Consider the following 12,702-nt stretch of genomic DNA (forward strand, 5'->3'; position numbering starts at 1 on the left):
CAGCCATGAAGGCGGTTCGGTTGGAGCGAGTGGGCAGCCTCGCCGTGTGCGAGGTCGAGAAACCGACCGCCGGGCCGAACGATCTGCTGGTGCGCATCGAGGCGTGCGGCGTCTGCGGCACCGACAGGCATCTTTTCCATGGTGAATTCCCGTGCACGCCGCCGGTGACGCTCGGGCATGAATTCTCCGGCATCGTCGAGGCGGTCGGACCTGCCGCATCCGGCTTTTCCGTCGGCGACCGCGTCACCGGCGATCCCAACATTGCCTGTGGCCGATGCGAGCATTGTCAGGCCGGCCGGGTCAATCTCTGCGGCAATCTACGCGCCATCGGCATCCATCGCGATGGCGGCTTTGCCGAATATCTTGTCCTGCCCCAGAAACAGGCCTTCGTCTTGCCAGGCGATCTGAAGCCTACGCATGGTGCTTTCTGCGAGCCGCTCGGCTGCTGCCTGCATGGCGTGGACCTTGCCGCGATCAAACCAGGCTCGTCGGTCGCGGTGCTCGGCGGCGGCGTGATCGGCCTGCTCACCGTTCAACTGGCAAAGCTCGCCGGTGCGACGACCATTTTCTTGTCGACCCGTCAGGCCTCGCGGCGGGCTCTTGCCGAGCAATTTGGCGCAACGGCGACGCTCAATCCCAGCGCCTTCGATGTCATCGATGCGATCGTCGGCCGGTCGGGTTTGATGCCGGGCGGCGTCGACGTGGTGTTCGAATGCGCCGGCGTGAAAGACACTGTTGAGCAGGCGATGCGGCTGGCCAAAGCGGGCGGCACCGTCGTCGTCGTCGGCGTGATGCCGCAAGGCATGAAAGTGGCGTTCGAACCGTTCGATCTGCTGTTCCGTGAGTTGAAGGTCCTGGGTTCCTTCCTCAACCCCTTTACCCATCGCCGGGCCGCCAATCTTATCGCCTCGGGGACGATCGAAGTAGATCGGCTGATATCACGACAGGTCAGCCTCGACGAGGCGGTGGCGATCATTGCCAACCCGCCGGCGCCAGGCGAGGTCAAGGTCGTGGTGGTGCCCGACTGATCGCAAATGAATGCGCTACGGCGCCAGTGTTCCGAAAGGAACACTGGCGCCGCGAAGCAACAGGATCAGAGCTTGGCATTGCGCTGCTGGACCATCATGAAGGTGTCATAGTTGTACTCGGCCACCTGCGCCCAGAGATAATGCTCCTTGCGGAACGCCTTGATCGAATCCCAGATCTTCTTGAACGGCGCATTCGAGGCTTCCATCTCGGCATAGACTTCGTTGGCCTTTTCGAAACAGGCGGCCATGATCTCCTGGCTGAACGGGCTCAACTTGGCACCGCCGGCAACCAGCCGCTTAACCGCCGCCGGATTGAGATAGTCGTATTTCTGCAGCATGTTGGCGTCGGCCGCTTGAGCGGCAGTATGCACCAGCGACTTGTAAGCCGGCGAAAGTTCGTCGTATTTCGCCTTGTTGAACATCAGATGGACGGTCGGTCCACCTTCCCACCAGCCGGGATAGTAGTAATAGGGCGCAACCTTATAGAAGCCGAGCTTCTCGTCGTCGTAAGGGCCGACCCATTCGGCGGCGTCGATCGTGCCTTTTTCCAACGCCGGATAAATGTCGCCACCGGCGATCTGCTGCGGAACCACCCCGAGCCTTTGCACCACTTTGCCGGCAAAACCACCGATACGCATCTTGAGGCCGGAAAGGTCGGCGACCGTTTTGATCTCCTTGCGGAACCAGCCACCCATCTGCACGCCGGTATTGCCGCCCGGCAGCCCGAACAGACCTTGCGTCGCCAGGAACTCGTTGAACAGATCGATGCCGCCGCCATGATAGTGCCAGGCGTTGATGCCGCGCGCGTTGAGCGAAAACGGAACCGCGGCTCCCAGCGCCCACGTCGGGTCCTTGCCCCAGTAATAGTATGCCACGGTATGGCAGGCCTCGACCGTGCCGGCTGTGGTGGCATCGGCGGCCTGCAGGCCGGGAACGAGTTCGCCGGAGGCGAAGACCTGGACCTGGAAGTTGCCGTCGGTCGCCTCCGACAGCATCTTGGAAAACACTTCGGCGCCGCCATAGATCGTATCGAGCGACTTCGGGAAGGACGACGCCAGTCGCCAGGTCACTTTCGGATTGGACTGGGCGATGGCCGGCGCAGCAAGTGTCGCGGCAGCGGCCGCAGCGCCGAAACCGGTGGTGCCGGCCTTGCGGATGAACGAACGACGATCCATGAAGTTCCTCCCTTTTGGATCCACTGACCGACATTCGGGACACTTCGGCGCCCGGATCGGCTTCGAGCCGACAATACACAGGCAAGGAGTCGAGTCCAGCACGGCAGCCCGGTTTGAGTGGCGCATTTCGGGGAAATTCACGGCGTTGGGGCAGATCTTGCAACTATAGTCTAAGGTCGATTAACTGGCCTACGCGACACGCCGAAACTTGCCATGGAAATGCGCCTTCGGATCGCCTATTTTGCAGGCAGATAATTCGTTGCACCCGATGGGATCCGGACCAAATGCACCAGCCGCTCGTCGCCGTATCGACCGATGTCCGCCAGTTCGACAATTACACCTGGCATGCCGCGCCACAGCAATATCTCGAAGCGGCGCTTTCGGGTGCAGGCGTGTTCCCGCTGCTGGTACCGTCCTTCGGCGACCGGCTCGACTTCGACGAACTGCTTTCCGCCGTCGACGGCGTCATGGTCACCGGCTCCAAATCGAACGTTCATCCCTCGCTCTATGGCGGTGACGCCAGCGAAGCCAATGGTCCTTACGACTCCGCCCGCGACGCGACGACGTTGCCGCTGATCCGCCGGGCGGTGGAGCGCGGGGTGCCATTGCTCGCCATCTGCCGCGGCATCCAGGAGATGAATGTGGCGCTGGGTGGCACGTTGGCCACCGAAATCCAGGAACGCGCCGGTTCGCTCGATCATCGTGCGCCGGCAAGCGACAATCAGGACGAACGCTTCGCCATCCGCCAGAGCGTGGCGATAAAACCCGGCAGCTGCCTGGCCGGGGTCTTCGGCGCCGGCGATATCATGGTCAATTCGGTGCATCGCCAGGCCATCGACCGGCTTGGCCCAAAGCTGCAGGTCGAAGCGGTCGCCGCCGACGGCACTGTCGAGGCGGTTTCGGTGCGCGATGCACGGGCTTTCGCTGTCGGCGTCCAGTGGCATCCCGAATACTGGGTCAAATCGGACAGTATCTCGGTAAAGATATTTCGCGCATTCGGCGATGCGGTGCGCGTGCATCAGGCGGCGAAATCGGGTGTGCGCGCAGCCGCGGAATAGTCCTGCCGCGCTCGCTAGTTGCCGGCTGACGCCAGCGTCAGCAGCGGCAGCGCCGGCGCGTAGGATTCGTAACCATCGCCGTCGGCGACTGAGAACATGACGATCGGATCGGTGCCGTTGGCGCTGAAGGTGACCGTGCCGTCATCCTGCTCTCGCCAGAACTTCGCCTGCTCGACGCCGGGCAACACCCGGCGGCAATTTGCTGCGACCGTCAACAGCGACAGGCCTTGCGAAATCTCGGCGCCGCGGCTGACCGCACAAGACCCCTCGTTGCCATGGGCTACCAGCCTGTAGTTGCCGGATGAAAGCGGTGACTCACTGGCCGCACGGCTTTCACCGCTACCGGCGTAAAACAGCTGGGCGCTGCCGAACAGCACAGCGACTGCCATCAATGCAGGAAGCGTCTTCATCCTGGTTCTCCGCGCATTTCAAGCGCGCCGGTTCGAAGAGATCAGGGAGGCGCGCTTCATCTTGCTGTCATGTCCTGTCAGGCGGACATACACTGCGAGGGGACCAGAATGATTCCGAAGGGTTAAGCTGAAGTTAATAGATATGGCAGCCCGCTTACGGCCTTGCCTTGACATTTGCCGTCTCCGGCACCGGCGTCAGCGCCTTGCGCTGCGAAAACCACGAGACCAGATTGTCGACGCAAAGGTCGGCCATGGCGCGGCGCGTATGCTCGGACGCCGAGCCGACATGCGGCAAAAGCGAGGTGTTGGGCGCGGCAAGCAACGCCGCTGGCACATTCGGCTCGTCGGCAAAGACGTCTAGCCCGGCAGCGGCGATGCTGCCGCTGGCAAGTGCGGCGGCAAGGGCTGGTTCGTCGACCGTGCTGCCCCGGCCGATATTGACGAAGACGCCGTTCGGCCCAAGAGCCGAGAGAATTTCGGCATTGACGGCCTTTTCCGTCGAGGCCCCGCCGGGCGCCACCGAGATCAGCGTGTCGACCGCCTCGGCGAGACCTTTCAGCGTCGGGTGATAGTCATAGGACAGGCCTTCGACGCGGCGCCGGTTGTGATAGGCGATGGGCAGTCCGAAAGCATCGAGCCGCCGGGCAATGGCGAGGCCGATGCGGCCCATGCCGAAGATGCCGACATGGCGACCGCGCAAAGTCAGCCGGCTCAGCGGATAGTTGCCGTTGCTCAGCCAGCTTCCGTCGCGCAGCCAGGCCTCGGCGCGCGGCAGTTCGCGGACGGCATTGATCAACAGGCCGAGCGCCGTATCGGCGACCTCTTCGGTCAGCACATCCGGTGTGTTGGTGACCATGATGCCGCGCCGTGCGGCGTGGCGGATGTCGACCGAATCATAGCCGACGCCGAAATTGGCGATAATCTCGAGCTTTGGCAGCGCGTCCATCAACGCGGCGCTTATGCCGCCAAAGGCGGCTATGCCGCGCACCGTATGACGCATCTCGTCGGTGACCAGCGACGGATCGGCGCGTTCGATCCGGACGCGGCTGAACGCCCCGTCGATGCGGCCGACCGCATGGTCGTTGAACTGGCCCGGCACCAGAATGGTAACAGCTTGCTGTTCGGTTTTTGTCATGCACGTTCCACCGGTTTGCCGGTCGACTGGCGCACATGCAGTTCCGGCTTGATCAGTTCCTGCGACGGCCGCACCGTCTGTCCGTTGAGTTTGTCGAGCAGCGCGCTGGCGGCGCGGCGGCCAACCTCGCGCTGGCCGTTCCACACGGTAGTCAGCGCCGGCGTGGCGATCGCCGCTTCCTCGAGGTCGTCGTAGCCGGTAACCGAGATGTCGATGCCCGGCACCAGCCCGGCGCGGGCAATGCCATTCATCAGGCCGATGGCGACGAGGTCGTTCCAGCAGCAGGCCGCGGTCGGCCTGTCCTTCAGCGCCAGGAACTGCCCGGCCGCCTCGAAGCCGGCCTGCTTGGTGCGCGGGCCGGGGATGCGCCAGGACGGCCTGACCTCAAGCCCTGCCGCCTCCATGGCGTTGACATATCCCTGATAGCGGTCGCGGCCGGTCGACGTCTGGTCGGTACCGCCGATCATGGCGATGCGCTTGTGGCCAAGCGAGATCAGATGGTTGGTGGCAAGCCCGGTGCCATAGGCGTCGTCGCCGCGAAACACCGGCACGTCGGCACCTTCGACGGTGCGTGCAATCAGCACTGCCGGGAGACCGTTCTCCTCGGCCAAGATTATGTCTTCGGGCGGCGTGCCGATGGCCGGCGACATGATGACCCCGTCAGCGCCAAGCTGCAGAAGCGTGTCTATGAAAGTGCGTTGTTTCTCGAGCTGGTCGTAGTGGTTCGACAGGATGAAGGTTTGCCGGCTGCGGTCGAGCTCGCTCTCTATCGAACGCAATATCTCGGCAAAGAACGGGTTCATGATGTCGTGGACGACGACGCCGACTATGCCCGAGCGCGAGGTGCGCAGGCTGGCGGCGCGGCGGTTGTAGATATAGCCGATGGCGCGTGCATGTTCCTTGATGCGATCGCGGGTGCCGCCGGCGACCAGCGGGCTGTCGCGCAAGGCCAGCGAGACCGTGGCCGTGGACACGCCGAGCGCATCCGCGATGGTCGAAAGCTTGATCTTCTGTGCCAGCGCCCTGCGCTCCCGAAGCAATTTAAACTGTTTAAAGGCCGGCTCTTATGCCATCGATTCCGAGCAAATCAAAGTTTTTTTGCCAGCGCTTCCGCCTCCGCGCCCAGCGTTGCGCGGTTGCGCAAGCGGAGCCGGTGCTCGCGGTGAACGATGTAGAGGCCGCTGGCGACGATGACTGTGGCACCGACCAGCGTCCAGCGATCGGGAAACTGGTTGAAGACGATCAGGCCGGAGATGATCATCCAGATCATCTGCGAATAGGGATAGGGAGCCAGGGCCGTGGTGGTGGCAAGGCGATAGGCCTGCACAAGAAGCCAATGACCGATGGCGCCGAAGACGCCAAGCATCAGCAATATGAACCAGTGCCAGCCATCCTGCGGCAGCGAAGGCGAAAACGGCAGTGTCGGCAGCAGCAGCACGGCCGGCGCCAGCGCCGAAAACAGGATCAGGCTTTCCGAGGTTTCCGTAGCCGACATGCGGCGCGTCATGATGACGTAGAAACTGTTCGATAGCATCGAGCCGAGCGCAAAGAGATGGCCGACGCCAAAAACGCCGACGCCCGGCCGGGTGATGATGAGGACGCCGACAAAGCCGCTCATGATGGCCAGCCAGCGCCGCCAGCCAGCCCATTCGCCGAGCAACGGACCGGCAAGCGCGGTGATCACCATCGGGCCGAAGAAGTAGATCGAGGTGGTTTCCGCCAGTTGCAGCGTCCGCAGCGCCAGAATGTTGAACATCGTCGATCCGAACAGGAGCAGACCGCGCGTGATGTGCGCCGGCAGGTTGGCGGGACGAAAGCGCAGCGGCTCGCGCCATCCGCGCAGAAAGACGCCGACGATCAGCACATGGACCGCGAAGCGGGCCCAGGCGACGATCAGCGCCGAGACACCGGCCAGCACAAGGTACTTGCTGCTGGTGTCGAGGAAGGTGAAAAACACATAGACGGAAAGCATGCACAGGATCGCCGCTGGCGATGTCGCGCTTTCGTCATGTCTTGGGGGAGCATTCAATTTCAGGCCGGATGGGAAGCAAGGCGGTCCCTCACCAATGCGGCAATTGTCGCCTGCGGGCAAGCCAAAACAGGCTGGCACAACGACAGCCGCCGACAGGCTCAGTTTGTTTCCCAGTGGCCGACCTAGTGGCCGACGACTCAGGCGTGCATGCGGGCGCCCTTGGTGATCTTGTCGACGAGCTTCTTTTCGGCGCGAAGCGCGATGCCGACCACCTTGGCATCCTCCGGCGCAAATTCGGCAAAGACGGCGCGGTTGGCCAGATCATACCCGGTCGAAAACATTTCCTCGACATAGAGCGAAACCGTCACACCACGCTCCAGCGCCCGCCGCTGGATCGCGCCGAGCGTCTGGCCGTCCGCCGAAAGCACGATGACCGGCTGGATCGACAGCGGGTTGTAGATATTGCCGGCGCGATCACGGTAGGGGTCGCCGATAATGTCGGGAAATTGCGCGACGATGCCGCTGGTCAGAAAGGCGGTGACATTGAGCTTTTGCCAGACGGGAAGATCATCCTTGAGCACGATTGCAAATTTCGTATCGAACATGCGACAGTTTCCAATCCGAAAAGGGGGCCAATCCGAGGCTGCGAGTGAAGCGATGGCGCACGATCTGGACCGGGAAGCCTTTCAGGGTCTTGGACGTTTGTGCGTGGATGCAGCCGAGAACTGCATCGTACCGGCACCCGGTGCTGCCGGGATGGAACGCATCGAGGCCCGGTTCCACGGCAATGCCTTCGATCTCCATCGCCACGACACCTATGCGATCGGGGTGACGCTTTATGGCGTGCAGCGCTTCCGCTATCGCGGCCAAACGCATCAGAGCCTGCCTGGCCAGATCATTATCCTTCATCCCGACGAACTGCACGATGGCGGTGCCGGCACCGAAGACGGCTTGCGATACAGAATGCTCTATTTGGAGCCGTCCCTGATGCTCGATTGTCTCGGCGGCGGATCACTGCCATTCGTCGGGAATGCCGTGGTGACAGACCGCGATCTCCGGGCGACGCTGCTTTCCGCGCTCGGGCCGTTGAATCAGGAACTGGACGAGCTGTTTGTCGTCGATTTCATGACGCAGCTTATGCAAAGCTTGGCCCGGCACGCCGGTCAGCGGACGAAACCGGTAGCGAAAACGGCGTGGCGCGCCGCCAGCCTGGCGCGCGACTATCTGGAGGAAAATGTCGCGCGGATTGTACGTTCAGACGAATTGGAGGCGATAACCGGATTGGACCGTTATGCCCTTTCGCGGCATTTCCGCGCCACCTTCTCCACCAGCCCGCACCGGTTCCTGGTGATGCGCCGGCTTCAGCGGGCCCGTCGGATGATCGAAGCCGACGAGCCGCTGGCGCAAATCGCCATCGCAGCCGGCTTCAGTGATCAAAGCCATTTCAATCGGCATTTCAAGAAGGCGTTCGGCGTCACACCGGGACGTTGGTCGGCACTGACGCGACGGCCGCCAGCGGCGAACGCGTGACCTTATTCAAGGATCTTGTCCTCGATATCCAGTTCGTCATCGGGGAGCACCATTTCGCCGTTCGAAAGGTTCGCCTCGACACGGGCAAGCAGCTTGAACAGCGCTTTCTGATCCTTCTTGTCGAGACCCTTCAATGCCTGCTTTTCGGTCTTCTTCACCGATTTCTCGATGGCGTGGATGATTTCGCGGCCGGTGTCGGTGAGGAAAATATGCGCCTGGCGGGCATCGGCGGACGAGGCCCGCTTCTCCAGAAAGCCCTGCGCCTGCAGCCGGTTGATGGTCTTGGTGATGGTCGGCGGACGCACGCCGAGGCGGCCGGCAAGGTTGCCGGGCGTCTGCCCGTCCTCGCGGTCGAGCGCCAGCATGATCTGGTCCTGACCGGCATAGAAACCATGCGCCAGAAGCCGGGCGGCGAGCGCCGTGCGCGCCAGCCGCGCCGCCGAATGCAGCCGGCTCATTGTTGCAGTCTTGTCCGCCTTGGCCATGCTCATCCCTCCTCGGCCGAACCGGAACGGGCAGCATAGAAGCAGGCCGCCGATTGGCAATGACGATCGAAACATTCCGGCTCGGAAAATAGCTTTGCCGGCAAGCTTCGCGGTGTTCGCCGTGGCTAATGCCAGATGTTTATTTCAGTTAGATGACAAACGACTTTCCGCAATGGCTGGATGGGGACATGACGAGGTGTTCTCAACCAGGTTTCACCGCGACCACCATCAACGCCTGATAGGCGTCCGCCATTTCCCGCAGCGCTGCCTGCGACAGCGGCCCGGCCTGCCGCGCAATGCCGTCCCGCGCGTTCGATGTATCGCGTTTGCCGGGGCGATCTTTATAGGGCGCGACGGTGGCGAATATCTGCTCGCTGAGGCTGTCGGGGAAGAACATCTGGCCGGTCATCACCGAGCGGTCGTCGGGGAAGATCTTGAAATGGATGTGTGTGGTGCGGCCGCGATACCAGCCGGGATAGATGGTGGCGAAAGAAGCGATGCCGCTTTCATCGGTTCTCTGCCAGCCGCGGAGAAAGCTCTGGCCGGACGTGTCGATATCCTGCCCGTCGCCCTGTCCGGGATATCCGGAATAGGCGCCCTGGGCATCGCAATGCCAGATATCGACGCGGGCGCCGGGAAGCGGCCGGCAGGCGGCGTCGACGATTTGCAGCCGCACATTGAGGGCGATGCCCTTCTTGCCCTCGGTGATGTCGGCGCGTTCGAGCTTCGGGTCGAAATAGAACGGCCCTTCGGTGACCTCGGGCGTGATGGTGCAGACACCAGCACCGGCTTCAAACAAAGCAAGCCCGGCATAGGACGAAACCTTCCCGGCCCTTGCACCGGCGGGCAGGAATATGCCGCCAGCGGTAACCGCAACGAGACCGAGCGCCTGCCGACGGCTCAGTGGCAAGGACTTGTCGGACATCTGGCGCCTCTTCAACGCGAACAGCTCCGTAAATGACCCCGCCTGTCTAGGGCCCGCTGTCAGGCGGCGCCAATGAAAGTTCGGTAATGTGAGGAAAGTTCGGCAATACCAGCCCTCTTTGGCCCACCGGTTTGCCTCGTGCAAAAGCCGAGCACACATCCTATATGGAGCCGACAATCCCTATTCGAGGCAGAATATGAGCGACGCACAGACGCAGATCCCCGTAACCGTCCTCACCGGCTATCTCGGCGCCGGCAAGACGACACTGCTCAACCGCATCCTTTCGGAAAACCATGGCAAGCGCTACGCCGTCATCGTCAATGAATTCGGCGAGATCGGCATCGACAACGAGCTGATCGTGGAATCCGACGAGGAAATCTACGAGATGAACAATGGCTGCGTCTGCTGCACCGTGCGCGGCGACCTGATCCGCGTCGTCGAAGGCCTGATGCGCAGGCCTGGCCGCTTCGACGCCATCGTCGTCGAGACCACAGGCCTCGCCGATCCCGTGCCGGTGGCGCAGACCTTCTTCATGGACGACGACGTGCGTTCCAAGACCAGGCTCGATGCGGTGGTGGCGCTGGTCGACGCCAAGCACCTGCCGCTGCGTCTGAAGGATTCCCGAGAGGCCGAGGACCAGATCGCCTTTGCCGATGTCGTCGTACTCAACAAGACCGATCTGGTCACCCCCGAAGAGCTGAGCAAGGTGGAGGCGACGATCCGCGCCATCAACCCGGCGGCACGAATCCATCGCACCACACGCGCCAGCGTGGCGCTGTCCGAGGTGCTCGATCGCGGTGCGTTCGACCTGTCCCGGGCGCTGGAGAACGATCCGCACTTCCTCGAGGCGCATGACGATCCCGACCATCATGATCATGATCATGACCACCATCACCATGATCACCACGATCATGACGGGCATCATCATGCGCACCCTTCCGACATCCATGACGTGACTGTGCAGTCGGTGTCGCTGCGCGGCGGCGAGATGGACCCGAAAAAGTTCTTCCCGTGGATCGAGAAGGTCACCCAGATGGAAGGCCCGAACATCCTGCGGCTGAAAGGGATCATTGCGCTGAAAGGCGATGACGAGCGCTATGTCATCCAGGGTGTGCACATGATCATCGAGGGCGACCACCAGCGCGCCTGGAAGGACGACGAGAAGCACGAGAGCCGGCTGGTGTTCATCGGCCGCGAACTCGACGCCGAGCGACTGAAGACAAGCTTCGAGGCCTGCCAGGCCGCTTGATTTAGCTGCCCTTTCTTCCTTCTGAGAGAAGTGCAGCCTAAACGCTGGCGGTCTCTCCTCACCACGATCCGAAGCACGGGTTGAGACCCGCAGCTCAACCCCTTAAGGGTGAGGCAGCAGAAATCTCGAACGGAATGATCTCTCATGCCGACAGTCGCCCCGCTCGATCTCGAAGGCCACTGCCTCGCCGCCGTGTTTCTCGGCGACGTGCCGCATTTTGCGCTGGCCGACGGCACAATCCATCGGCTCGACCATGGCCACAAGACGGTGCAGGCCAATGACGGAATGCTCGCCGCCTTCCATGATGCGGCAAACGACCGATTGATCACCGGTGGTGAGGACGGCAGGATCTTTGCCGTGACCCCAGGCGGCAATACAACGGAATTGGCGACCGCAGGCAAAAAATGGATAACCAGCGTCGCCGCCGGGCCGCAAGGCGCTGTTGCCTATGCTTCGGGCAAGATTGCCTATGTGCGTTTTGCCGACGGCAAGACCAGGGAATTCTTGCATCCGCGCTCGGTCGAGGGGCTGGCCTTCTCGCCCAAAGGCATGCGCTTCGGCGTTGCCCGCTACAATGGCGCGACGCTGCACTTCCCGGCTGCCGACGGCAAGCCGGTCGAGCTCGAATGGGCCGGCGCCCACACCGGCATCACCTTCTCGCCGGACGGCGGCTTCGTCGTCACCTCCATGCAGGAAAACGCGCTGCATGGCTGGAAGCTCGCCGACGGCAAGCACATGCGCATGTCCGGCTACCCCGGCAAGGTGAAAAGCCTGTCGTGGAGCGCCAAGGGCAAATGGCTGGCGAGTTCCGGCGCACCGGCGGCGATCGTCTGGCCGTTTTCCGGCAAAGACGGGCCGATGGGCAAGGCGCCGCTGGAACTCGGCACGCGCGGCAATGCGATGGTCACCTCCGTCGCCTGTCACCCGAGCCAGGACGTCGTTGCTATCGGCTATGATGACGGGATGGTGATGGCGGTGCGCTTCGCCGACGCCAAGGAAGTGCTGTTGCGCCGGCCGGGCAAGGGCGCCGTCACTTCGATGATGTGGGACAAGGAAGAGCGCCGCGTCGCCTTTGGCAGCGCTGCGGGCGACTGCGGCGTCATCGATATTTCGGCGTAGCCTGTTACTTACTCGGCTCCGCAAGATACTTTGCCGGTCAATTCAGCCTGCTTGCCGTCCTTTTCGGCATCGGCCGTTACATCATGGATTGAGAGCAAATAGCGACCGTCATAGACGCCTTCGTCGCTGGCCTTGGTCAGGATCGCCAGTTCGACATAGCCGTAGGCGTTTTCGACCTGCCGTTCGTGGTAGACGAGCAGCCGCAATTCCTTGTTGTCGAGCCAATATTGCGTGAGGTTCTGATCCTCGAACACCGTCTTGCGCAGACTGTCGGCAGCCGGCCTGCCCAGAATCTCGAGCTCACCGCTAAAATTGAAGGTCGGCCCGCCCATGCCTCTGGTGACCCCGGCACCGACCTGAAATTTGACGGCTGCATCCTCGGCGGAACACCAGATGCCGCCGGACGCCAGAGCCGCACCAACCGACGACAGCAGCGTTGTTGCGCAGACGATCGCCCGCACCATCTTATCCCCTCCAGCCGAAGTACCATTGGCGCCCGAAGGCGGCTCGCGGTCAAGCGCCTGTTTTCATGCAAATGACGCTGACCCAACACAGGGCAGCCGCCCGGCCAATTGCGGTAGCGGCCGCCGATTGTCTAATGTGCGACTGAGAGGGC

At 62.5% G+C, this 12,702-nt stretch carries 14 protein-coding genes; 5 read left to right on the forward strand and 9 right to left on the reverse strand.

Annotated elements, in window-relative coordinates; translation table 11 throughout:
• Positions 1-5: 5 nt before the first annotated feature.
• Entirely contained in the window at positions 6-1,028 is a 1,023-nt protein-coding gene (locus NKH30_RS11760; protein ID WP_352995521.1) for a zinc-dependent alcohol dehydrogenase family protein, read from the forward strand.
• Between the two features lie 65 nt (positions 1,029-1,093).
• Here NKH30_RS11760 and NKH30_RS11765 read toward each other — a convergent pair whose 3' ends face one another.
• On the reverse strand, positions 1,094-2,203 hold the full coding sequence (locus NKH30_RS11765) for a TRAP transporter substrate-binding protein (protein WP_352540376.1): 1,110 nt from the start codon (positions 2,201-2,203) through the stop codon (positions 1,094-1,096).
• 284 nt (positions 2,204-2,487) lie between these two features.
• On the opposite strand from NKH30_RS11765, the gene NKH30_RS11770 reads away from it, so the two are divergent.
• On the forward strand, positions 2,488-3,261 hold the full coding sequence (locus NKH30_RS11770; protein ID WP_352995524.1) for a gamma-glutamyl-gamma-aminobutyrate hydrolase family protein: 774 nt from the start codon (positions 2,488-2,490) through the stop codon (positions 3,259-3,261).
• 14 nt (positions 3,262-3,275) lie between these two features.
• On the opposite strand, the gene NKH30_RS11775 is transcribed toward NKH30_RS11770, so the two are convergent.
• From NKH30_RS11775 to NKH30_RS11795, 5 genes are all read right to left on the reverse strand, one after another.
• Positions 3,276-3,671, reverse strand: a complete 396-nt coding sequence (locus NKH30_RS11775) for a hypothetical protein (protein ID WP_352469876.1) — start codon at positions 3,669-3,671, stop codon at positions 3,276-3,278.
• A gap of 154 nt (positions 3,672-3,825) precedes the next feature.
• Positions 3,826-4,806 (reverse strand): 2-hydroxyacid dehydrogenase, encoded by a 981-nt coding sequence (locus NKH30_RS11780; protein ID WP_352540374.1) that lies wholly within the window; start codon positions 4,804-4,806, stop codon positions 3,826-3,828.
• Positions 4,803-5,825 carry a LacI family DNA-binding transcriptional regulator gene (locus tag NKH30_RS11785; RefSeq protein ID WP_352540495.1) on the reverse strand — a complete coding sequence of 341 codons (1,023 nt, stop codon included), beginning with the start codon at positions 5,823-5,825 and terminating at the stop codon, positions 4,803-4,805. Before NKH30_RS11785 ends, NKH30_RS11780 begins: the two co-directional genes overlap by 4 nt.
• A gap of 68 nt (positions 5,826-5,893) precedes the next feature.
• Positions 5,894-6,778: a DMT family transporter gene (locus NKH30_RS11790; protein WP_352995526.1), complete on the reverse strand. Its 885-nt coding sequence runs from the start codon at positions 6,776-6,778 to the stop codon at positions 5,894-5,896.
• Between the two features lie 197 nt (positions 6,779-6,975).
• Positions 6,976-7,383, reverse strand: a complete 408-nt coding sequence (locus NKH30_RS11795) for a DUF2000 family protein (RefSeq protein ID WP_254816031.1) — start codon at positions 7,381-7,383, stop codon at positions 6,976-6,978.
• A gap of 52 nt (positions 7,384-7,435) precedes the next feature.
• On the opposite strand from NKH30_RS11795, the gene NKH30_RS11800 reads away from it, so the two are divergent.
• The gene (locus NKH30_RS11800) at positions 7,436-8,308 is read left to right on the forward strand and encodes an AraC family transcriptional regulator (protein ID WP_352995529.1); all 873 of its coding nucleotides are present in this window, start codon (positions 7,436-7,438) and stop codon (positions 8,306-8,308) included.
• A 2-nt stretch (positions 8,309-8,310) separates the two neighbouring features.
• Here the strand turns inward: NKH30_RS11800 and NKH30_RS11805 are convergent, their stop codons facing one another.
• Together NKH30_RS11805 and NKH30_RS11810 are read right to left on the reverse strand one after the other, a co-directional pair.
• Positions 8,311-8,793: a MarR family winged helix-turn-helix transcriptional regulator gene (locus NKH30_RS11805; RefSeq protein WP_352454736.1), complete on the reverse strand. Its 483-nt coding sequence runs from the start codon at positions 8,791-8,793 to the stop codon at positions 8,311-8,313.
• A gap of 202 nt (positions 8,794-8,995) precedes the next feature.
• Positions 8,996-9,718, reverse strand: coding sequence for an intradiol ring-cleavage dioxygenase (locus NKH30_RS11810; RefSeq protein WP_352995532.1), 723 nt, complete (start codon positions 9,716-9,718; stop codon positions 8,996-8,998).
• A 196-nt stretch (positions 9,719-9,914) separates the two neighbouring features.
• Here NKH30_RS11810 and NKH30_RS11815 point away from each other — a divergent pair, with 196 nt between their 5' ends.
• Together NKH30_RS11815 and NKH30_RS11820 are read left to right on the forward strand one after the other, a co-directional pair.
• A complete protein-coding gene (locus tag NKH30_RS11815; protein WP_352995534.1) occupies positions 9,915-10,967 on the forward strand; it encodes a CobW family GTP-binding protein in 1,053 nt (350 codons plus the stop codon).
• A gap of 144 nt (positions 10,968-11,111) precedes the next feature.
• Positions 11,112-12,086 carry a WD40 repeat domain-containing protein gene (locus NKH30_RS11820; protein WP_352928442.1) on the forward strand — a complete coding sequence of 325 codons (975 nt, stop codon included), beginning with the start codon at positions 11,112-11,114 and terminating at the stop codon, positions 12,084-12,086.
• An 8-nt stretch (positions 12,087-12,094) separates the two neighbouring features.
• On the opposite strand, the gene NKH30_RS11825 is transcribed toward NKH30_RS11820, so the two are convergent.
• Positions 12,095-12,550, reverse strand: a complete 456-nt coding sequence (locus NKH30_RS11825; protein ID WP_352970013.1) for a hypothetical protein — start codon at positions 12,548-12,550, stop codon at positions 12,095-12,097.
• Positions 12,551-12,702 lie beyond the last annotated feature (152 nt).

The sequence above is a fragment of the Mesorhizobium sp. M1273 genome (assembly GCF_040318195.1).
Classification (GTDB): Bacteria; Pseudomonadota; Alphaproteobacteria; order Rhizobiales; family Rhizobiaceae; genus Mesorhizobium.

Excerpts from the sequence above, each read along its gene's own strand:
- NKH30_RS11780 (WP_352540374.1), bottom strand. The coding sequence starts at position 4,806 with ATGACAAAAACCGAACAGCAAGCTGTTACCATTCTGGTGCCGGGCCAG.
- NKH30_RS11770 (WP_352995524.1), top strand. The coding sequence starts at position 2,488 with ATGCACCAGCCGCTCGTCGCCGTATCGACCGATGTCCGCCAGTTCGAC.
- NKH30_RS11820 (WP_352928442.1), top strand. The coding sequence starts at position 11,112 with ATGCCGACAGTCGCCCCGCTCGATCTCGAAGGCCACTGCCTCGCCGCC.
- NKH30_RS11815 (WP_352995534.1), top strand. The coding sequence starts at position 9,915 with ATGAGCGACGCACAGACGCAGATCCCCGTAACCGTCCTCACCGGCTAT.
- NKH30_RS11805 (WP_352454736.1), bottom strand. The coding sequence starts at position 8,793 with ATGGCCAAGGCGGACAAGACTGCAACAATGAGCCGGCTGCATTCGGCG.
- NKH30_RS11810 (WP_352995532.1), bottom strand. The coding sequence starts at position 9,718 with ATGTCCGACAAGTCCTTGCCACTGAGCCGTCGGCAGGCGCTCGGTCTC.
- NKH30_RS11795 (WP_254816031.1), bottom strand. The coding sequence starts at position 7,383 with ATGTTCGATACGAAATTTGCAATCGTGCTCAAGGATGATCTTCCCGTC.
- NKH30_RS11800 (WP_352995529.1), top strand. The coding sequence starts at position 7,436 with ATGGCGCACGATCTGGACCGGGAAGCCTTTCAGGGTCTTGGACGTTTG.
- NKH30_RS11790 (WP_352995526.1), bottom strand. The coding sequence starts at position 6,778 with ATGCTTTCCGTCTATGTGTTTTTCACCTTCCTCGACACCAGCAGCAAG.
- NKH30_RS11760 (WP_352995521.1), top strand. The coding sequence starts at position 6 with ATGAAGGCGGTTCGGTTGGAGCGAGTGGGCAGCCTCGCCGTGTGCGAG.
- NKH30_RS11825 (WP_352970013.1), bottom strand. The coding sequence starts at position 12,550 with ATGGTGCGGGCGATCGTCTGCGCAACAACGCTGCTGTCGTCGGTTGGT.
- NKH30_RS11775 (WP_352469876.1), bottom strand. The coding sequence starts at position 3,671 with ATGAAGACGCTTCCTGCATTGATGGCAGTCGCTGTGCTGTTCGGCAGC.
- NKH30_RS11765 (WP_352540376.1), bottom strand. The coding sequence starts at position 2,203 with ATGGATCGTCGTTCGTTCATCCGCAAGGCCGGCACCACCGGTTTCGGC.